This window comes from Fundicoccus culcitae, from assembly GCF_024661895.1.
GTDB lineage: Bacteria > Bacillota > Bacilli > Lactobacillales > Aerococcaceae > Fundicoccus_A > Fundicoccus_A culcitae.
Map to the genome: position 1 here is coordinate 2322998 of NZ_CP102453.1, position 21229 is coordinate 2344226.

Genomic DNA, 21229 nt, shown 5'->3' on the forward strand with positions numbered 1-21229 from the left:
AATTAAATGATTGTGAAAGGAGGAATATTGATTTTAAATTGAAATATGCAATATATTCGCTTAACAGCCGATAATTTATCGAGGGAATCAGATGTGAATTCTGAACTAACCCAGTAACCGTGAAGTAGACGAAAGGATTTTAAAGCCACTGTGAAAATGGGAAGGCAATCCTAGTAGGATGAAACTAAGTCGGGAGACCTGAATATATTGATTGTATTATTTACCGCTGGGGATAGGTGTAAGTTCTTTCAAATTGAATATAATATTCTGACAACATCTATTCCTTCAAAAAGATATGGAGGATAAAAATGAAAAAGTTTAAAACAATTTCTATAAAAAGTTTATTGGTTATTTTAGTCACTTTGTTGGGGGTTAATTTATTAACAACTTCAATTCAAGTTCATGCGACAGATACAGAAGAAATTACTATAACAGATATGGCGGGACGAGAAATTGTACTTGAAGGCCCAGCTACACGTATTGTTGTTTTACAACCGTCAAATGCTGAAATATTATTCTCGTTAGGTGCAGGAGACGTGATTATTGGTAGAGGTGAATACGTAGACTATCCAACAGAAGAAGTTGAAGATATCCCTCAATTTGCAACTGGTGAAAACATGAACTTAGAAGAAATCATTGCTTTAAATCCAGAAGTTGTAATCACTACAACAATGAATCAATCTGAGGATCAAATGAGTCAGTTAGAAGAAACGGGCATCAAAGTTATTACTACAGATGCTTCAACAATTGAAGAGGTATATGATTCTATTGAACTATTAGGACTAATAGTTGGATATGAAGAAGAAGCTAACTTATTAATAGAAGATATGCAAAATACTTTCGAAGAATATAGTCAAAAAGCCGATGAAGGTAACAAAGAAAATTTAAGTATTTATTACGAAATTTCACCTTTAGAATTTGGTCTATGGACGGGTGGTCAAAATACTTTCATGGATGAGATAGGTCAAATGCTAAATCTAGAAAATGTATTCAGTGAAGTTGATGGATGGGCTGAAATCTCAGAAGAACAAGTTCTAGAAAAAAATCCTGATTATATCATTACAACAACTATGCCATTTGAAGGCTCTAATCCAGTTGAAGAAATATTAGGACGTAATGGTTGGGATGCTATATCTGCAATTGAATCTGGTAATGTTTTTCAAGCGAATTCAGATGAATTTACTAGACCTGGACCTCGGTTAATGGATGCTATAATAACTCTGTATGAGTTTGTCTATGGTGAATAAACACTTTAATAAACCTGCTATTTTTAGCAGGTTTATTTGTCGGGAGATTGATTATTATGAGGAAGTATAGTCTAGCAATTACTATTTATCTAGCTGTTTTTATTTTATGTGTGAGTATTGGGAGTGTAACGATTCCTATAGAGGATATTCTTCATTCTTTTAAAGCATTGATTACTGGTCAAGAACTAAATAATCAATATGACCGTATTATATATTATATACGAATCCCGAGAGTTATTGTGGCTGGTTTAGTCGGGGTTGCGCTCGCGCTTTCAGGAGCAATTATGCAAGGGCTGTTAAAAAATCCATTAGCTGATGGGTCAACCTTAGGGATTTCTAGTGGGGCTTCATTAGGGGCTGTAATTGCTATTGTAACGGGATTTAACATACCTAGACTTCCTTATTATGGGACCGTTATTATGGCGATTATATTTGCTTTTGGATCCTTAGTAGTAATTCTTAGTATATCTTATCGAATCGATAAAACCTTATCTAACAATACTGTAATTTTAGTAGGGGTTATCTTTTCAATGACAGCTAGTAGTTTGATTAGTTTGTTAATAGCTATATTTAATAATGATATACAGAGAATTATATTCTGGACCATGGGATCATTATCAGGTTCGACTTATGAGAATGCAACTCTTTTATTAGTAGCAATAATTATTTTTGGAGTAATCGCTCTAACCAACGCTGAGGAGCTGAATGCTTTTTCTTTAGGTGAAGATCAAGCTAGAAATTTAGGTGTTGATGTTAAGAAAATACGAATCCTCTTATTCTTATGTTCATCTGCGCTGATTGGGACAGCAGTTGCAGTAGGAGGAAATATTGGATTCGTAGGATTAATTATCCCACATATAACTAGATTAATTTTTGGGTCTAATCACAAAATTGTACTCCCTATGACTTGCTTTATAGGAGCTATATTCTTAATGATTACCGATTTAATATCTAGGACTTTGTTTAGTCCAACAGAATTACCCATTGGGGTAATTACTGCATTGATTGGTTCAGTATTATTTCTAGTTATATTCTCTAGAAGGAGGTCCTAGGTCAATGTTCGAAGTGAAGAATCTTAATATTAGCTATGGAAATAAGAATGTGCTTAACGATATTAGTTTTGAAGTAAAAAAGAATGATTGGTTTATGATCTTAGGTCCAAATGGTGTTGGCAAGTCATCTTTAGTTAATGCTATATCAGGATCACTGTCATATGAAGGGACGATTAAGTTTAAGGGAATAGATATTAAGAATTTACCCTCAAAGATTAAGGCTCAAAACATAGGGATTTTAACGCAACAGCATAATGTAACTTATCCATATTCTGTTGAAGAAATTGTAAGCTTAGGCCGGTATGCTTATCGTAAGAGTTTATTTAGTAGCTTATCAGAGAATGATAATATGCAGATTGAAGAAGCCTTGCTAATTACAGGATTGAATAAGTATCGTGAAGACTCAATATTGTCACTTTCAGGTGGGGAATTACAAAGAGTATTCTTAGCACAAGTATTAGCCCAAGATCCTAAAATTCTTATCTTAGATGAGCCTGCAAACCATTTGGATTTGGCTTATCAAGAGCAAATATTCACTACAATTAGTGAGTGGTTACAAAAAGATGACCGCTGTGTCATAAGTATTATCCATGATTTAAGCGTAGCCAAGTACTATGGAAATCGTGGAATACTCTTACACAACAAACAATTAATAGCTAAAGGTAATATTGAAGATGTTCTTGAGAGTGAAAATCTTGAACGTGCTTATCGGATAAATGTAAAAAGTATCATGAATGAAAGATATGGATTGTGGATATGAAAGAAATATCAGAACAAAAACATGGAGGAAATTTGAAGAAAATCCAACGTGACTTGAAACTAACTAATTCGAATTTAATTGACTTTAGCGCCAATATAAATCCATTAGGAATGCCTGAACTATTTAAACATATTATTATAGAAAATCTTGCTGAAATCGAGAAATACCCAGATTATACATATAGTGACTTAAAGCTAGCTTTATCAAATCTATATAATTTTAACGAAAAATCCATTATCATTGGTAATGGAGCTGAGGAGCTTATTCACCAAATGATGAGCATTCTTCCTCAGAACATTGTTATAATCGAACCTACGTTTTCTGAATATCGAAAAGCGGCTCAAAACCATAACAAGAATATTTTAACTTATATTCTTAACGAGAATGATCATTTTATATTTAGTGAAGATTCTTTTTTTAACTTTATTAATTGTCAATCCTTTGTGCATAAGGAACAGGGTGTGGATGGGTATCAAGGAGCGGTATTCTTATGTAATCCAAATAATCCGACTGGGCAATTTATTAATAAGAAAAAAATAGAATCGTTAGCAAAATTTTTACAGGAGAGAAATATTTTGCTGATATTGGATGAATCCTTTATAGAGTTTATGAATAATAGTGAAGTTCATTCTATGTTGGGAGAAATTAAATACAATAATCTAATGATTATTAGATCACTTACAAAGTTTTATGCAATTCCAGGACTAAGATTAGGCTTTTGTAAAATTAGTGATCATAAATTAAAAGATGACTTCGAACGACTCCAAAGCACTTGGAATATTAATACATTCGCTGTCCTTTGTGGGGAATCAATAAATCAACTTAATGATTACCGGATAGAAAGTATTAATTATTATCAAAAAGGAAAAATTAAGTTACAGAGATCATTGGAAAAGTACAATGAACTTCAGATCTATCCTAGTTATGTAAATTTTTTTCTAATTAAATGTTCGAAGATAAATTTATATGAAGCATTACTATCACATGGAATAATAATTCGTTCATGTAGTAATTTTATTGGATTAGACAATTCATACTCCAGAATTGCTGTAAGGACTACTTCTGAGATTGAAAAACTTATCAATTGTATGGAAGTGATAATGAAAAATTATGGGTAATAAAGTGGTTAAAGTAAGTTTCCCCGCTTCATGCGGTGAGTTAGTTCAAGGAAAAATAAACAATGAAAGATTTCTCTGTTCATACGCAATTAATTGTTACACTCATGTCACTATTAAGAAAGTAGAAGAAGGAAGTAATATTTTATTGCCAGAAAAAGCACAAAAACTTGTAAATTTTACAAAAAAATTTATAAGAGATTCTGAAAAAAAGTGGGAAAAAATAGATATTCAAATAGACAACTCTATTCCATACGAAAAGGGTATGGGAAGTAGTACTGCTGATTTAGTTAGTCTTTCAATTGCTTTATCTGAATACTTTGATCTTAATTGGAATCCAACATTCATTGCTAAGGTACTCACTCAAATAGAAGCAACAGATAGCCTTGTTTTTCCATCGCTGACTTTGATGAATCCAGATACAGGTGAGAGTATTTTAAATTTTACTCAAGATAAATATTATTCAGTTGCATGCATCATCCCATCGGAAAGTATTAACACGAGTACAATAATTTCAAGCTATAGTGAAAGAGATTGGAATATAAAAGCATATTCTGATTTATTGAATCAAACAACTAAAGCTTTCGATTGTCATTCACTTGATCAACTAATTAAAGTTGCTGAATTATCTGCACTATTAAATGAAAAAATCTTAACTAAGCCATTCTTAGAAGGTCTAATTAAATTAAAAAGTATTCAAGGAATAAAAGGGTTGAATGTCTCTCATACCGGAACCGTCATTGGGATAATATATGATGAAAGTGTCATTAATAAAATAATGGTTACAAATCTAATTCAATCAATAGATTTAGTAAGCTATTATCAGATAAAACATTACAAGATGGTTCTTCCGTACCATTGATTGAGTCAAAGATAAATAATTGATTTAGGAGGTGAGAGATGAAACTTGTTATTAGTATTGGTGCAGCATATCTACTTGATTTTTTGTTTGCTGATCCATATAGTTGGCCGCACCCAGTAAAATTAATGGGAAAATATATATCTTGGTTTTTAAAGCGATACAACACTCCATCAAAAAGTATTTTTTTACAATATATGATAGGCTTACTCTTGAATGTGTCACTTATATTTTTAATTATCATTTTGAGTCTAATCTGTCTAATAATTGCATATCAAATGAATTATTATGTGGGTTGGGCAATAGAAATATACATGATATATACATGCTTTAGTGCGAAGGGCTTAGCAATTGAAGCTGAAAAAGTAAAGGATGAACTCACTCAAGGTGGAGTAGTTAAGGGAAGAAAGCAAGTAGCGATGATAGTGGGGCGAAACACAGAAAATCTAACAGAGGAAGAAATAATCAAAGCAGTCATTGAAACAGTCGCTGAGAATACTAGTGATGGTTTTGTAGCCCCTTTGTTTTACATTGTTTTATTAGGTCCGATAGGTGGAATGATCTACAAAGCAATTAATACTCTAGATTCAATGGTTGGCTATAAACAGTTTCCTTATAAATATATAGGCTTTTTCTCTGCCAAATTTGATGATTTGGTAAATTGGATTCCAGCAAGATTAAGCTGGATTTACCTAGTAATAGCTAGTTTTTTGTTAAGAATGAATTGGAAAAATGGTATAAGGATAGGCTTAAGAGATAGAAAAAATCATAATAGCCCTAATAGTGCTTTTCCGGAATCTGTTGTAGCAGGAGCTTTAGATATCCAATTAGGTGGGACACATGAGTATCACGGCAAGGAAGTATATAAGCCCACGATAGGAGATGATAATAGATCGCCGTCAATAAAAGATATTGATAAAGTTAATCTGTTATTATTTTGTACATCAATATTAAGTGTCGTAACAATGAGTATCATTCTTCTAACTATCAGAATTTAATAAAATTAAAATGTAGTAAAGGAGCGTTCTATGGGGAAATCGATAATGATTCAAGGTACAGCTTCAGATGTTGGGAAAAGTTTAATTGTCACTGGATTATGTCGCATATATTCAGACCGAGGAGTTAAAGTTTTTCCTTTTAAATCACAGAATATGGCATTAAATTCCTATAAAATAGCTAATCGTGATGAAATTGGTCGTGCACAATCAGTTCAAGCTGAAGCGGCTAGACGTTTTCCAGAAATTCGAATGAACCCAATATTATTAAAGCCAGTAATGGATTCAAAGACTAAAGTTATATTTAAAGGAAAGCATATAAGTACGGTTGAAGCGAATGACTATTATAAAGATAAAAAAAAGCTAAAAGCAGAAATAAAAAATATTTTCGAGGAAATTACTATCGAAAACGATTTAATTGTAATTGAAGGGGCGGGTAGTCCTGCTGAAATTAATCTAAATAAAGATGATTTCGTAAATATGGGGATGGCTGAAATTGCTGACTGTCCAGTATTACTTGTTGCAGATATTGATCGTGGAGGAGTTTTTGCCTCAATTTTTGGAACGATTAAACTATTAAGTGAGAAAGAACAGAGTAGAGTTAAGGGAATTATTATTAATAAGTTTAGAGGGGACATCAGCTTACTCGAGGACGGTTTGAGAATGATTGAAGAGTTAGTTGATATACCAGTAATTGGTGTTGTTCCATATATTGATTTGGCAATTGATAGTGAAGACTCTTTAGCCTTAAGTGAAATGATGGTTGAAGCCGATGTAAGTAAGGATATCGATGTAGCTGTACTAATGATGGATTTTATGACGAACTTCAATGAATTTAATAGTCTGTTGGTGTTCGATGATGTCTCTGTTCGTTTTGTAAAGAAGAAAAAGCAATTAAGAAATCCGGATGTACTTATCATCCCAGATAGTGAAGATATTTTAGGTAATCGTACACGACTTCAAGAAGATGGGTGGATGGAGATTATAGATAACCTTGTTGATACAGGGACGCTTACTCTAGTCTTTGGAAAGAGTTATGAAATATTGAAACCAGAGCAACAATTGTCGGCAGTTAAACTTATCGAGGACCAAGTCAAAGTAGATGACTACAAAGTAAACTTACAAACTGATTGGCACCATCTTAAGGAGAAGAATATTATACATGTTGAATTTCCCGATATTTTTGAATACTTGAATTGGACGACAAACTTATTGAATTTTATTCAATTAAAGAATAGTAGAGCTCCAATAGAACCGCCAAATTTTACATACAAGGAATTTAAAGATCAGCAGTATGATTTATTAGCTAATCATCTTAGAAAACACCTTGATTTAAATGTATTAGATGAAATCATTAGTGGTAAAAAAGGTTAAAGTTAATTCGAAATTCTTTCAGTATACCTTAACCAATTACCAATTTGATTATTTTTCTAATAAGTTACCATTAATACAATGATTCGACTAGAAAGTAAGTGATTATATGCAATACAGAGACTTAAGTATAACAACAATTGCCGATGAGTATATTGTGGTTGCTTGTGATACCTCGTCAGCTATTGGAGAAAAAGAGAATGATATGATTAGTGTTCCAGCAGAAATAGCAAGTGCGTATTGTGTTAGGGGACCTCTCTTAGAACTTCTGTGTATAGGTGCAAAGCCGTTACTAGTAGTTAATCTCTCAGGTAATGAAATGAAACCTACAGGAGAAAAATATATTAGAGGAATTCAACAAGAACTGATAAAAGCAGGATACCCCAATCTATCAATTAATGGGAGCACTGAAGAGAACATGTTAACTACCATGAGTAGCATAGGAGTAACTATTTTAGGCAGATCGAGTCAAGAACAATTAAAGTGGAAGTCAGTCATGCCGGGAGACATTGTCTTTCAATTAGGTACTCCATATGTTGGAGAAGAATTATTAAGACACTTTGATGATATTATCTCATATGATGATATAAAGAAATTACACCAGTGGGGTAATCGAATTTCAGAGATAGTTCCTGTAGGCTCTAAAGGGAGTTGGGATGAGGCAAATCAGTTGGCTCAGATGAATAATCAAATCTTTCGACCAATGAAGGATGATGTTCTAAAAGCAATGTGTGAACAATCAGCTGGACCTAGTACAACAGTAATTGTTGCAGGGAAATTAGAGTTATATCAAGACTTATGTGAGACATTTAAAGATGTATTCATTATAGGCGAAATGGAGGCTGTCAATGAGTAATATTATATTGGTATCTGGACCTGTTAAAAGTGGTAAGTCTAGTTTTGCTGAAAAATTAGTTAAAGGATTTAACTCCGAAAAAGTGGCGTATATTGCGACACAAGCAAATGAATTTCTTGATGAGGAGTTTAAGCGACGTATTGTTTATCATCAAGCTCAAAGGTCATCTAATTGGGTTACTATCGAACAATTCAAGTATTTGGACAAATTTATCAGAGTAAGTGCAATTACAGAGAAATATCAATCAATACTTTTAGATTGTGTAACTCTATGGATTAATAATTTATTTTTTGACCATTTGGAAGATTACTACAAGAATAAATATAAAGTGAATCAACTTCCTAATCATTTTACCTTAGATGACTTTGTAGAGACATTTACCAATCAAGACATTGAGTACATGCATCGTTATCTGTATAGGGAAGCACATCAACTTGTCAAAGAGATGAAGAGAACTGACGTAAACTATGTAATTGTGACTAATGAGGTAGGTTGGGCTATCATGCCTCATACTAAGATAGGAAGAATATTTGTAGACTATTATGGGACAATTAACCAATATATTGCTAGTGAAGCAGATGAGGTATATATAGTTGAGTTAGGAATCCCAAGGAGAATTAAACCGTGATAAAATATTTAATAAATTATTTTCAATTTTTCTCACGAATTCCTATTAACTATCGAATAGAAGATCCAATAAACGTTTTTAAAGAGGGTGTTACTTTTTTAGGTGTTTATGGCTTAGTTTATGGTACTATACCAGCTCTAGTTTACTTTATTTTAAGACTAAGAATAGATGTTATTGAAGCATGGCCGTTAATACTATTGCTGGATGTCATTCTAACAGGTGCTTTTCATCATGATGCATTTGCTGACACTATGGATGGATTATTCTCAGGCCGTAGCAAGGAACGAAAGCTTGAGATAATGAAAGATTCACGCATAGGTACTAACGGTGCTGTAGCATTAATATTATATTATATTATTATACTAATAATGGGTGTGAAACAACTAAATGAAGTAAATTCAATAAAAGATGAAATTCTATTTATTCTTTCATTTTTTATGATATCAAGAAGTGCGATGACACTAACTTTCAGGGACGTAGTCTATAAAAGTTCAAGTCAAGAAGGTTTAGGTAATATTCTCATAGGAATTAGTACAACAAAGTTAGTTACAGCGCAGATTATTGCCCTAGTATACATATCTTTAATCTATGGTTATACGGGGGCAATAATATATTGTATTGTTATTATCGTAATAGAATCGTATCGAAGATTTATCTATAAGGAAATCGGCGGTATAAATGGTGATACTTCGGGGGCTGCGGTTCTTATTAGCCAGATGGTTTGGCTCATTGCTAGAGCAATAATAATATAATATTACATGTGATATTATACTAATATATTGTCCATCAATTAAAACTAAATAAGCAAATAGAACACCCATTGAACTTTATGATTTAAGGTTGTATGGGTGCTCTTTAGTATGTTAAATTCATTTACTTAAGCTTTCTTAAAAAGGAATATAGCGGTCTTGTTTTTGTCTAAGAAATCTATGTGGTTTTACTGCGCTACATGTAGCCAACGATATTCTCGCTTTTTCATCTTATGGAGTCACCGGATCATTGCGGTAATGAAAAAAACTTTTAACTATTTTCAATAGCTTCATTCTACCATTTGATATTTGCATGTCTTATATCACAATGGATTCTATTGATATAAATAGTTTTCGAGACTATCACTTTTTTCATTCGTCCAAGTCAAACTTTAAAATCTTAGTCAAATATTCGATTTTCAAAATGCCCTTGCCGTTATTATTATCATAACGATAAGAGTCTTTTGATGATGCTCGGTATATGTTGAGATATTGTCTTACAGTTAGCAAAAAGATTTTTACACCCCTCTCTTCGATTAGTATTAATTCTTCCAATATAAAGACTAAATGGTCTTTGCTTGATCCAATGATTAACACTCTTTTTGATTTGTTATATCACTAAAAAGGCACAACAATCATCCAGTGTATTCAATATGGAAGTAAAGCGATTAAGAAATACAACTTAAATATACCCATAAAACCTTCAGTCGCAAGGTTTTATGGGCATTATCACTAGTTTAAGTAAGTAACTTTATTTATCAGCTTTCTCAAACGGCACACGGCGGTCTTGTTTTTCTGTCCAAGGAATCGGCGAAGTTTTGCCGCGTTCCATATAATCAATAATTTTTTCACCTTTTTCATCGTACTGAATCACTGCATAGTGAGGATCATGATAAAGGAATAATTTGTAGCCATTTTCAAAGGCTTCATTCAACCACTTTGTCTTGGCCGCAATTGAATCCATCGGATAATCATCCACCGCTGCTACCCATAGCGGATTTTTCTGCGAATGGTTCAATAAAATATCCCCCATATGCAACATCACTTCGTCATTTTGGGTTAGCTTAATCAAGCTATGCCCACGGCTGTGGCCACCGGTTAAATACATGGTAATCCCTGGTGTTACTTCCAAAGTATCCTCAAAAGTCACCACTTGATCTTGAACAGCTTCCCAGTTTTCTTTTAAGTAAGTACCCCGCGTCCGTGCATTAGGATGACGCACTTCATCCCATTCAATTGCACTCATATAAATAACGGCGTTAGGGAAGGTTGAAGAAAACTCACCTGTTTCTGGATCTAGGGTTGTTAAACCACCTGAGTGGTCGTTGTGCATATGCGTCATCATTACCACATCAATGTTTTCTGGCTTAAGGTTCAATTCTTCTAATGATTGAATGACATTATTATCATTCAGCACACCATTATTGCGACGTTGTTTGGCATCCATTCGATCCGTAGCTAGACTAGCATCAATCAAATAATTTTTGTCCTTGTATTGGATAAGAATCGGATCAGTAAATTCCACTAATTGATTATCTTCATTCGATGGATAGTAACGTGACCAAACAACTTTAGGGACTGGTCCAAAGAGTGTTCCAGCATCAGTGGTTGTGTCAGCACCATCCAACCAAGTTAGCGTCATATCGTGAAAATGGTATTGGTAGGTCATTAGCATTCCTCCTATGGGTTTAAATTTAAATATTGTGTTGGTGTTATATTTGTATTTTACCTAATGGTGGGGTGGAATGCTAGGGCAGTGACATGAAATATGATAGCATACACTTAAGAATGTTGATGAATATATCTATCTTTATCAAATGAATGATAGATAAAATAATTTATTGGAAACAATTTTTATAAATTAAGGTAAGGGTTATCAAAGAGTATGCTATAATATTGATAAATGAATTTAATGTAGGAGTAAAAGATATGGCTGAAACGGTAAATAGTGCAAATTTAGGTTTTGAAAAAGAAATTTTCAAGGCTGCTGATAAACTAAGAGGAAACATAGATGCTGCTGAATATAAGAATGTGGTTTTAGGATTAATATTCTTAAAATATATCTCAGATAGCTTTTTAGAGAAATATGAAGAATTAGTTAGCGAAGGAGATGGCTTTGAAGAAGATCGTGATGAATATTTAGCAGAAAATATCTTCTTTGTACCTGAGAAGGCTAGATGGAATTATATTGCAAGTCAAGCGATGACACCAGAAGTTGGTCAAGTGATTGATAATGCAATGGTTGCTATTGAAGAAGAAAACAGTCGTTTAAGAGGAGTATTACCTAAGAATTATGCGCGCCCGGAATTAGATAAAAGGCGTCTTGGAGAAGTAGTAGACTTATTTAATAATTTAAAATTGAAAGAACATGGCGATTCAAAAGATATTTTAGGTCGTACATATGAGTATGCGATTGCACAATTTGCTTCGCTTGAAGGACGAAATGCGGGAGAATTTTATACTCCTTCAAGCATCGTAAAGACTCTTGTTGAAATCCTACAACCTTACGAAGGTCGTGTTTATGATCCTTGTTGTGGTGCGGGGGGAATGTTTGTGCAATCAGCGAAATTTGTTGAACAGCATCAAGGAAGGATTAATAATCTATCTATTTATGGTCAAGAAGCAAATGCGAATACTTGGAAACTAGCACAAATGAACCTTGCAATTCATGGCCTTGAAGGAGATTTAGGGCAAGGTTCTGCAGATACTTTCTTCAATGATCAACACCCATCAATGCGAGCTGATTTTATCCTTGCTAATCCTCCATTCAATATGAGAAATTGGGGAGGAGACAAGTTAGCTGAAGATAGCCGTTGGCAATACGGGATACCTCCTGAAGGTAATGCGAACTTTGCATGGATGCAACATATGATTTATCATCTAGCTCCAAAAGGTAAGATGGGATTAGTTTTAGCAAACGGGTCTTTATCTTCAAGTGGTAGAGAAGGGGAGATAAGAGCAAATATAATTAAAGATGACCTAGTTGAATGTATCATTTCACTACCAGGAAATTTGTTTTATTCGACTCCTATTCCTGTTTCCTTATGGATTATAAATAAGAATAAAACTCAAAAAGAGAAAACACTATTCATTGATGCTAGAAATTTAGGTAAAATGGTTACTCGTAAATATCGCGAGTTTGAAAATAGTGACATAGAAAGAATTGTATCTAAGTATAATAAATTTAATGCAGGGTTAGAAATAGAAGAATTAGGTTTTTCTTATGTAGCTTCGTATCAAGAGATTAAAGAAAATGGATATGTACTTACTCCTGGGCGATATGTCGGACTTGAAGATATCAAAGATGATGGTGAGCCATTTGAAGAGAAAATGGAAAGACTGACTGGAGAATTACGAGATTTGTTTGAAGAATCCAATCAATTAGAAGAACTAATAAAAGAACAATTAGGTGGAATTGGTTATGGATTTTAAACAAAGTTGGAAAAAACTAAAACTCGGCGAAATTGGAGAAGTAATTGGTGGAGGAACACCATCAACAAAGAATAATAAATATTATAATGGAAATATTCCGTGGATAACACCTAGAGATTTATCAGGTTATCAAGAAAAATATATATCTTCAGGTAATAGATATATAAGTCAAGAAGGTTTACAAAATTCAAGTGCAAAATTGCTTCCCAAGGGGACTGTTTTGTTTTCATCAAGAGCACCAATTGGGTATATTGCTATCGCGGAAAATGAACTAGCAACCAATCAAGGCTTTAAATCCATAATTCCTAAAAAAGAATACATTACAACTGATTATTTGTTTTATCTACTAAAGTACAACACTAATGATATAAAAAAATTAGGCAGTGGAACGACTTTTCCAGAGGTTTCTGGGAAAGTTATAAAAGAATATGAAGTTACTATACCAGATCTGTTCACTCAAAATAAAATATCAGACATTCTCTCAGCGTTAGATGATAAAATTGAAATTAATAATAAAATTATCAGTAATCTTGAAGAACAAGTCCAAGCGTTATTTAAATCATGGTTTATAGATTTTGAACCATTTCAAAATGAAGAGTTTGTAGAGAGTGAAATAGGATTAATTCCTACTCGGTGGTTGGTTAAGCCATTGAAAAGTGTTTCTAAGATAACTATGGGCCAATCACCAAAATCAGAATACTATAATTTAACATCAAATGGGTTGCCTTTTTTGCAAGGAAATACTACTTTTGGATTTAAATTTCCAGATGTTGAGAAATACACATCTAAAATAACAAGAGAGTCATATTATAAAGATATCTTAATCAGTGTTAGAGCACCTGTTGGTGCAATGAATATTAATATTTTTAATAAAATTTGCATTGGTCGTGGTCTTGCATCTATTTCACCTGATGAAAATTTGAGTAGTTATATTTATTATTATATTAAGGCTTTTAAACTAAACCTACTTTCAAAATCATCAGGAACTATTTTTCAATCAATTAATAAAGTGGATTTAGAGACATTTAAAGTGTTAGTACCCATTGGTACAGAGTACATTAATAAATTTAATACGCTAGGGAATTCTATAATTGACTATCAAATAAAGCTTCATAACGAGAATATCATTTTAGAAAAAATTAGAAACACTTTACTTCCTAAACTCATGTCGGGTGAAATCAGTGTAGAATAAATAAATCAGGAGGTGATTCCATGGCAGAAGTACTTTTTATGGAAGATGAATTGGAGAAGATATTTATTAGAGAGATTCAGAACTTAGGTTATACCTATGTTCCTCAACAAGAAATTGTACGTAAAAGTTTAAAATCACCTCTTGCTGAAGAAATGATGCGGGATAGTTTAGTTAGGATCAATCCTGAAATATCATCTGATATAATTGAACGAGCGATTTATTTACTATCCAATATTGATGCTGGATTACTCGCAAGTCGTAATGAAATATTTTTTGATTATTTACAAAATGGGATAGAAGTTAGTCACTATGAACATGGTAAACAAAAAACAAGTCGCGTTTATTTATTAGATACTGAAAATGTAGAGAATAATTCATTTGTTGTAACAAATCAATTAACAATTATTGGTAAGGAACAAAAGAGACCAGACATAATTCTTTTTATCAATGGCTTTCCCCTTGTCGTTATCGAATTAAAATCTGCATTTTCACTTCAATCGGATATTCACAGTGCTTATCGTCAAATTCGTAATTATCAACACGATATTGAAGAATTGTTTGTATACAATGCATTTAACATTATTTCCGACTTTACCCATACTAAAGTTGGAACAATTACTTCTCATGAAGAATGGTATAAAGAATGGAAAACGAAAGATAGCAAAGACAACATATATGTTAATTATAAAACTCTAATTGATGGAGTTCTAGATAAAAACAGGATAATAGATATTTTAACGAATTTTATTATATTCGAACATAAAGAATCCAAGGTAATTAAGATTATGGCACAGTATCATCAATATTATGCTGTACATAAAGCTAAAGATTCAACGCTTAAAGCAATCGAAAATAAAGACGGACGGGGAGGAGTCTTTTGGCATACTCAAGGTTCAGGAAAGTCTTTATCTATGGTTTTCTATACACAACTCATGATGAAATCCTTAAAACATCCGACATTTATTATCTTAACTGATAGAAATGATTTAGATGATCAACTCTATGGACAATTTTCTAGAGTTAAAAATTTTTTAAGACAAGAACCAATTCAAGCTCAATCAAGATATGACTTGAAAGAGTTACTAAGTGACCGCCGATCAAACGGGATTTTCTTTACAACGATGCAAAAGTTTGCAGAATCTGAAGAGCCATTAACACCTCGAGATGATGTTATTGTGATAGCTGATGAAGCTCATCGCTCACAGTATGGCTTAAGAGAAAAAATAGGGCGAGATGGTAAAGTTCAAAGCGGGATGGCTCGTTTAGTTCGACAATCCTTACCTAATGCAACATATATTGGATTTACAGGAACACCACTATCACAAAATGATAAAGATACTCAAGAGATTTTCGGACATTACATAGATATTTATGATATGACGCAGTCAGTAGCAGATGGTGCAACAAAACCTGTCTATTATGAAAATCGAGTGATTAACCTTAATTTAAATGATGAACTCTTAAAGGAAATTGATGCCAAATATGATGACTTGGCAGATGAAGCACATGAGTCAGTAATTGAGGAAAGTAAGCGAGAATTAAGTAGACTTGAAGTTATTTTAGGATCAGACCAAGCCATTGATACCTTAGTTAAAGATATCCTCACTCATTATGAGGAGTCACGAGCAGGTTTACTAACAGGTAAAGCAATGATTGTGGCATACAATCGAAGAATAGCTATTAAAATATACCAAAGAATTTTAGAATTACGACCAAATTGGAATGAAAAGGTCAAAGTGGTAATGACGGGCAATAATAACGATCCTGAAGAATGGAAAGATATTATTGGTTCAAAATCCGACCGCGATGATTTAGCTAGAAAATTTAAAGACAATGATGATTCAATGAAAATCGCCATTGTAGTAGATATGTGGCTAACTGGATTTGATGTCCCTAGTCTAGCAACTATGTATATTTATAAGCCAATGAAAGGACACAATTTAATGCAAGCGATCGCTAGGGTGAATCGTGTCTTTGAAGATAAAGAAGGTGGCTTAGTTGTTGACTATATTGGTATTGCAAAAGCTTTGAAAGAAGCAATGAGTGATTATACGACGGCAGATCAAAAAGCCATTGATAATGCGGACATACGTGATTCGGCTTATCCAAAATTCAAAGAGAAACTAGAAGTTTGTCGAAATGTTTATTTCAATGGTTTTAATTATTCTCAAATATTTTCTCAATCAATCACTTCAGAAAATTTATCAAAGTTAATTGCTGATGGAATAAATCACGTAATCGCATTGAATGAAGAAAAATTGAAAAATTTTACAAATGATGCATATGCTTTGAAACAAGCTCATTCACTGTGTTCATCGATAACATCAAAAGAAGAACAAAGAGAAGCTGGCTATTTTGAAGCAATCCGTATAAGTGTCAATCGTATTAGAAGAACAGAAAAATTATCAAAAGAGGATATTAATGCTCAAATATCTGAGTTGCTCGAACAATCTATTCATAGTGAAGGAGTCATTAATTTATTTACTGATTTTGATAAAGGATTCAGTTTGTTTGATCCAAATTTCTTAGGAAAGATCGAAAAAATGGAACAAAAGAACCTTAGTATTGAATTGCTAAATAAACTTTTGAAGGATGAAATTAAAGCAATTTCTCGGCATGATATTGTTAAAGGAAAAGAATTTTCTGAGCGGTTACGTGCTATTATGAAACGATATAAAGATGGTCAAGTTGATAACGCTGAAAGCCTTGATCGGTTTGCAGGAATGGACGATATTATCCAAACGGAAACAAGTAACTATGAAACGGATGATTTGCAACGGACTCGTAAAGCTTTGGTAGACTTAGCTAAAGAAGCCATGGAGTCTCAAGATGAGCATATTCGATTAGGTTTGACTCGTGCTGAGTTGGCTTTCTATCACGCAATTGCAAATCCTGAAAATGTTCAAGATTTCTACACCAATGAAGAACTCATTCAACTTACTAAAGAATTAACTAAAGCGATATCGGAAGAAATGACTGCCGATTGGGAATTAAAACAATCAGGACGAGCTAATGTAAGAAGGACCATTAAACGATTATTGAAAAGATATAAGTATCCTGGAAATTATAAAGAAGCTATTGATCTAGTAGTGAAGCAGGCTGAGTATTGGGACGGGATGCAGATGGTGAGTGAATAGAATCTATATAAGAAAATATATTCATCGTGTATCTTGGAAGGGATGTGGTTAATTTGGATAATGAAGATTTAAATTATTTGATAGAATTTGAACTTGAAAATACAAAATTAGATTTTAAAAGAGATCTTTATGATAACAAAAATAAGCCTGAGTTGATTAAAGACGTCATGGCAATGGCAAATGCTCATTATGAAGGAACTAAGTATATTATATTTGGAGTCAAATTATTAGAAGATGGTTCAAGAGAGTATAATTCAATTCAATCAATACCGGACCAATCAGATATAGAAGAATTAATTGATAATAACATTGAGCCAACTATAGACTTGTCATTTTATCCTTATCGTTTTCAAGGTTATCAGTTAGCTATTCTAGAAATTAATGGTTTTAGTGATAGACCATATATGCTAAAAAAAGATAATCAGCGATTCAAAGCAGGAGAATCTCAAATTAGGAAGGGTTCTACTACAAGCAGAGTAAGTAGAGACGACTTAGAAAAAATCTATTCAATAAAATCAGCAAATATTAGCTCACATAAAATATTAATTGGATTTGACGAAAGAATGAGTAAAGAGCTTGATGTAAATATTGAAATGAATAATATTGAAGAATTACCATCATCAAAAAACAAGAGATTTTATGAAGAACAACTAATAATTTTGAGAGATTATATAGAAAAAGAAAATGCAGATTCTCTAGATAAATCTATTGAAACAAATAATCCTCTCCCAGGAATATATATTCCAGCTATTAAAGAATTTCAGAAATTGACGCAAAAAGTAAGTGATGGGAGAATAAATATAGGAAATAATTATATGGGACTGCCGATAAGATTGTCAGAAGAAGAATTGATTGAAAGAATAAATAGTGTGAAGGAAGATTTTAATAGTGAGGATTTATTTTTTATTCAAGAAAATTTTGCTCAAGAGTTTAACCCATATATTCTAAATAGTGATAGTAAATTCATTGAAGATGTAATCATTCATTTCTATATACCGAAGGAAGTAGGATGGGTGATTCCAGAATATTATTCAGAACCCAAAAATAACCCTTTGGAGATTTCTAGAGGAAACTTATTTTCTCATTATCCTACTGTTGAAGAGTATGATAATGAGTATGTCATTACGGAATATTTAGGTGAGGTTAGACATCATTATAAAAGAGAAGTTCTTGCTGAACCATTAAAAATCTTATACTCCAAAGAAATGATTAGTAAAGATTGTAGCATCAAGTATGAGGTGCATGGTAGAAACATTTCAATTCCAATAGAAGGGTTTTTAATGTTGAAATTTTATTCAGATGACTAGTTTGAGTTTTAGATATTTTACGACTGAGTATAGTTGAAACTAACTTGAATTAAGAAGGGATAAACAATATTGAAATAAGATTCACAATGAATTTTGGAATTAAATACGCCGTTATTTTGCTAAGTGAAATTCAACGTAATGAAATACATAAGCGAAAAATCAGGCCTTTGACCGATAGTGTTAAGGACGAACTGGCACACATCAAGCGCTTAGATCTTCAGGTCTTAGCGATTGAGTAGCCAGGCGAGTCCTGGGACAGTGACCCAGGACGGTCCCACTATCCGTCAAAGGCCTGCTTTTTGAAGCTTACCCTTCCTCCCACTCCCACCTTTACAATCCACCTCCCCCTATTTACTTAATCTTTACATTCAAAATCATCAAATTAACATAAAACTTACACCAGATTTACAATGGTTTGCTAATATAAGTTCGGTTAGAAAAGCGGTTTTCTGAGGTGGACATATGGCAACGATTAACGATGTAGCAAAACTAGCGGGCGTATCCAAAAGCACGGTATCACACGTCTTCAACAACACAAAATTTACCAGCGATGGCGTCAAAAGACGCGTACTGGCAGCAGCCAAAGAACTCAATTATAAAAGCAACTACTATGCCAAGACATTGGCGACCAACCAATCGCAAGTGATTGGCATCCAACTAGATTCGCCAACCGGATCCTTGGATATGTTTCAACAAAAAGTGATTAATAGCATTTTGAAAATATGCACGGAGAAAGAATATTATTTATTGCTCATGCCCAATTTTTCAGAAAGACATGACTATTTTCCGATTGATGGCTTAATTTTAATGAATCCCAAAATACAAGATACCCAAGCCGTTGAAACACCCCATATCTGGTTAGGTAGACCCTCCCAAGCCATTATTGACACCTCTTACTATGTCGATAATGACAACCAAGCCATGATGAAACAGCTGACCCAACTATTATTGACGAAAGTCAAAACGGGCATTTTGTTCATCAATGCAGCAGATGACATGACGGTCTCGCAAGACCGTGAAAAAGGCTTTCGCGAAGCCTTGACTGACGACACAAATTATTACCATATCAATTATAACCGCCAAATCAGTCAAGCTGCTTTTGCTTACGAAGTCCTAAACAACATGTGGCCGACCCACAACCTCGATACCATCATCGTCGACAACGACGTGATGGCCCAAGGCGTTTATAAATTCGCCACTGAAAACCAACTAAATATCCCTGCTGATCTCGCAGTGATTGCTATTTCAGAAAGTTTGGAAGCCAGTGAATTTTTTTCGCCAACCTTATCCTGTGTAGATTTAAAAGAAGCGCAGTTGGGCGAAACCATTGCAACCAACCTCATTCATTTAATCAATGACGTCAAGATACCAAAACAAGCAACGATAACAACCGATATAAAAATCAAAGATTCATTACGTTAGGGAAAGAAGAGGCGAAAAATGACCTATTTAGAGTTTAAAGGTGTGTCAAAAATTTTCTATGATAATGATGATCATGAAAATTATGCCGTGAATAAAGCGGATTTATTAGTGGATAAAGGGGAATTGGTCGTTTTTGTAGGCCCCTCCGGTTGTGGTAAGTCCACCTTACTACGGATGATTGCAGGCTTGGAAGATATCGATGAAGGCGAAATTATCCTTGACGACATCGTTGTGAACGAAGTGGAAGTCAGTAAACGTGAAGTAGCCATGGTTTTCCAAGATTATGCCTTGTATCCTCATATGACGGTCGATAAAAACTTGAGCTTTGGTTTAGAAAACACCAAAATCAAACAAGCCGAAATCGATGAAAAAGTGGATTATGCCTTAAATGTGTTGGAATTAGGCACCTTAAAAGAACGCTTGCCCAAACAACTTTCAGGCGGTCAGAGACAACGGGTGGCTTTAGGCCGAGCTCTCGTTAAAAACCCTAAAGTATTTTTACTTGATGAGCCCTTATCCAACTTAGACGCTCGCCTCCGGGTTCAAACACGAAAACTAATTTCAGATTTACATAAACAACTACAAGCGACCATGATTTATGTCACGCATGACCAAATCGAAGCCATGACCTTAGGCGATAAGATTGTCGTGATGAACCATGGTGTCATTCAACAAGTAGGCACACCGGAGGAAATCTACCAAGAGCCGAGTAATACCTTTGTTGCTAACTTTATTGGCACACCGTCCATGAATTTGTTGCATAGTCAATTGAGTCCCTCAGGCAGTGTTCAAATTGGTGAAACAGTGATTCCTTTACCAACGGAATTAGTTGAAAAAGCGAAGGCCTTTGTAGGAAAGGAGGTGATAGTAGGGATCCGTCCGGAAGACATAACGTTGATTGATCAAGAAGAGGGGCTTAAACCTGAGCTCGTTGAATATCTTGGATCAGAAAATATTGTTTATTTTAATACGCCACAAGGGGAATTAGTTGTTAAGAGTAATGTGTCACAGCGTTTAGACAGTGAAGTAAGCTATCAACTCATATTTAATTCAGAAAAGATTTATTTATTTAATTCACAAAGCGGTATTAGAATTTAAAAAAACAAC

At 33.6% G+C, this 21229-nt stretch carries 17 protein-coding genes and 1 riboswitch; of the genes, 16 read left to right on the forward strand and 1 reads right to left on the reverse strand.

Features of this window, described 5'->3' with window-relative positions; translation table 11 throughout:
• Positions 1-37 precede the first annotated feature (37 nt).
• A riboswitch (cobalamin riboswitch) is annotated at positions 38-220 on the forward strand.
• An 88-nt stretch (positions 221-308) separates the two neighbouring features.
• The 10 genes from NRE15_RS10550 (at position 309) to NRE15_RS10595 (ending at position 9635) form a co-directional block, all read left to right on the forward strand.
• On the forward strand, positions 309-1247 hold the full coding sequence (locus NRE15_RS10550; RefSeq protein WP_313792841.1) for an ABC transporter substrate-binding protein: 939 nt from the start codon (positions 309-311) through the stop codon (positions 1245-1247).
• A gap of 56 nt (positions 1248-1303) precedes the next feature.
• Entirely contained in the window at positions 1304-2299 is a 996-nt protein-coding gene (locus NRE15_RS10555) for a FecCD family ABC transporter permease (RefSeq protein WP_313792842.1), read from the forward strand.
• 4 nt (positions 2300-2303) lie between these two features.
• Positions 2304-3059, forward strand: a complete 756-nt coding sequence (locus NRE15_RS10560; protein ID WP_313792843.1) for an ABC transporter ATP-binding protein — start codon at positions 2304-2306, stop codon at positions 3057-3059.
• Positions 3056-4177: a pyridoxal phosphate-dependent aminotransferase gene (locus tag NRE15_RS10565; RefSeq protein WP_313792844.1), complete on the forward strand. Its 1122-nt coding sequence runs from the start codon at positions 3056-3058 to the stop codon at positions 4175-4177. Before NRE15_RS10560 ends, NRE15_RS10565 begins: the two co-directional genes overlap by 4 nt.
• The gene (locus NRE15_RS10570) at positions 4170-5036 is read left to right on the forward strand and encodes a GHMP family kinase ATP-binding protein (RefSeq protein WP_313792845.1); all 867 of its coding nucleotides are present in this window, start codon (positions 4170-4172) and stop codon (positions 5034-5036) included. Before NRE15_RS10565 ends, NRE15_RS10570 begins: the two co-directional genes overlap by 8 nt.
• A 38-nt stretch (positions 5037-5074) precedes the next feature.
• Complete coding sequence (cbiB, locus tag NRE15_RS10575) at positions 5075-6031, forward strand: adenosylcobinamide-phosphate synthase CbiB (RefSeq protein ID WP_313792846.1); 957 nt, start codon at positions 5075-5077, stop codon at positions 6029-6031.
• A 30-nt stretch (positions 6032-6061) separates the two neighbouring features.
• Complete coding sequence (locus NRE15_RS10580; RefSeq protein WP_313792847.1) at positions 6062-7402, forward strand: cobyric acid synthase; 1341 nt, start codon at positions 6062-6064, stop codon at positions 7400-7402.
• A 106-nt stretch (positions 7403-7508) separates the two neighbouring features.
• Positions 7509-8255, forward strand: coding sequence for a hypothetical protein (locus NRE15_RS10585; protein WP_313792848.1), 747 nt, complete (start codon positions 7509-7511; stop codon positions 8253-8255).
• Positions 8248-8883 carry a bifunctional adenosylcobinamide kinase/adenosylcobinamide-phosphate guanylyltransferase gene (cobU, locus tag NRE15_RS10590; protein ID WP_313792849.1) on the forward strand — a complete coding sequence of 212 codons (636 nt, stop codon included), beginning with the start codon at positions 8248-8250 and terminating at the stop codon, positions 8881-8883. The genes NRE15_RS10585 and cobU overlap by 8 nt, the downstream gene beginning before the upstream one ends.
• Positions 8880-9635, forward strand: a complete 756-nt coding sequence (locus NRE15_RS10595; protein ID WP_313792850.1) for an adenosylcobinamide-GDP ribazoletransferase — start codon at positions 8880-8882, stop codon at positions 9633-9635. Before cobU ends, NRE15_RS10595 begins: the two co-directional genes overlap by 4 nt.
• 748 nt (positions 9636-10383) lie before the next feature.
• Here NRE15_RS10595 and NRE15_RS10600 read toward each other — a convergent pair.
• Positions 10384-11307 carry an MBL fold metallo-hydrolase gene (locus NRE15_RS10600; protein WP_390887144.1) on the reverse strand — a complete coding sequence of 308 codons (924 nt, stop codon included), beginning with the start codon at positions 11305-11307 and terminating at the stop codon, positions 10384-10386.
• A 254-nt stretch (positions 11308-11561) separates the two neighbouring features.
• Between NRE15_RS10600 and NRE15_RS10605 the strand changes: the two genes are divergently transcribed.
• The 6 genes from NRE15_RS10605 (at position 11562) to NRE15_RS10630 (ending at position 21220) form a co-directional block, all read left to right on the forward strand.
• Positions 11562-13064, forward strand: coding sequence for a type I restriction-modification system subunit M (locus NRE15_RS10605; RefSeq protein WP_313792852.1), 1503 nt, complete (start codon positions 11562-11564; stop codon positions 13062-13064).
• On the forward strand, positions 13054-14256 hold the full coding sequence (locus NRE15_RS10610) for a restriction endonuclease subunit S (RefSeq protein ID WP_313792853.1): 1203 nt from the start codon (positions 13054-13056) through the stop codon (positions 14254-14256). The genes NRE15_RS10605 and NRE15_RS10610 overlap by 11 nt, the downstream gene beginning before the upstream one ends.
• A 20-nt stretch (positions 14257-14276) precedes the next feature.
• On the forward strand, positions 14277-17393 hold the full coding sequence (locus NRE15_RS10615; protein ID WP_313792854.1) for a type I restriction endonuclease subunit R: 3117 nt from the start codon (positions 14277-14279) through the stop codon (positions 17391-17393).
• A 53-nt stretch (positions 17394-17446) separates the two neighbouring features.
• A complete protein-coding gene (locus NRE15_RS10620) occupies positions 17447-18700 on the forward strand; it encodes an AlbA family DNA-binding domain-containing protein (protein ID WP_313792855.1) in 1254 nt (417 codons plus the stop codon).
• A gap of 462 nt (positions 18701-19162) precedes the next feature.
• Positions 19163-20122 (forward strand): LacI family DNA-binding transcriptional regulator, encoded by a 960-nt coding sequence (locus NRE15_RS10625; protein WP_313792856.1) that lies wholly within the window; start codon positions 19163-19165, stop codon positions 20120-20122.
• Positions 20123-20140: 18 nt separating this feature from the next.
• Positions 20141-21220, forward strand: coding sequence for an ABC transporter ATP-binding protein (locus NRE15_RS10630; protein WP_313792857.1), 1080 nt, complete (start codon positions 20141-20143; stop codon positions 21218-21220).
• Positions 21221-21229: the final 9 nt, after the last annotated feature.

Excerpts from the sequence above, each read along its gene's own strand:
- NRE15_RS10570 (WP_313792845.1), top strand. The coding sequence starts at position 4,170 with ATGGGTAATAAAGTGGTTAAAGTAAGTTTCCCCGCTTCATGCGGTGAG.
- NRE15_RS10630 (WP_313792857.1), top strand. The coding sequence starts at position 20,141 with ATGACCTATTTAGAGTTTAAAGGTGTGTCAAAAATTTTCTATGATAAT.
- NRE15_RS10565 (WP_313792844.1), top strand. The coding sequence starts at position 3,056 with ATGAAAGAAATATCAGAACAAAAACATGGAGGAAATTTGAAGAAAATC.
- NRE15_RS10550 (WP_313792841.1), top strand. The coding sequence starts at position 309 with ATGAAAAAGTTTAAAACAATTTCTATAAAAAGTTTATTGGTTATTTTA.
- NRE15_RS10560 (WP_313792843.1), top strand. The coding sequence starts at position 2,304 with ATGTTCGAAGTGAAGAATCTTAATATTAGCTATGGAAATAAGAATGTG.
- NRE15_RS10625 (WP_313792856.1), top strand. The coding sequence starts at position 19,163 with ATGGCAACGATTAACGATGTAGCAAAACTAGCGGGCGTATCCAAAAGC.
- NRE15_RS10555 (WP_313792842.1), top strand. The coding sequence starts at position 1,304 with ATGAGGAAGTATAGTCTAGCAATTACTATTTATCTAGCTGTTTTTATT.
- cobU (WP_313792849.1), top strand. The coding sequence starts at position 8,248 with ATGAGTAATATTATATTGGTATCTGGACCTGTTAAAAGTGGTAAGTCT.
- NRE15_RS10610 (WP_313792853.1), top strand. The coding sequence starts at position 13,054 with ATGGATTTTAAACAAAGTTGGAAAAAACTAAAACTCGGCGAAATTGGA.
- cbiB (WP_313792846.1), top strand. The coding sequence starts at position 5,075 with ATGAAACTTGTTATTAGTATTGGTGCAGCATATCTACTTGATTTTTTG.
- NRE15_RS10605 (WP_313792852.1), top strand. The coding sequence starts at position 11,562 with ATGGCTGAAACGGTAAATAGTGCAAATTTAGGTTTTGAAAAAGAAATT.
- NRE15_RS10615 (WP_313792854.1), top strand. The coding sequence starts at position 14,277 with ATGGCAGAAGTACTTTTTATGGAAGATGAATTGGAGAAGATATTTATT.
- NRE15_RS10585 (WP_313792848.1), top strand. The coding sequence starts at position 7,509 with ATGCAATACAGAGACTTAAGTATAACAACAATTGCCGATGAGTATATT.
- NRE15_RS10580 (WP_313792847.1), top strand. The coding sequence starts at position 6,062 with ATGGGGAAATCGATAATGATTCAAGGTACAGCTTCAGATGTTGGGAAA.
- NRE15_RS10600 (WP_390887144.1), bottom strand. The coding sequence starts at position 11,307 with ATGCTAATGACCTACCAATACCATTTTCACGATATGACGCTAACTTGG.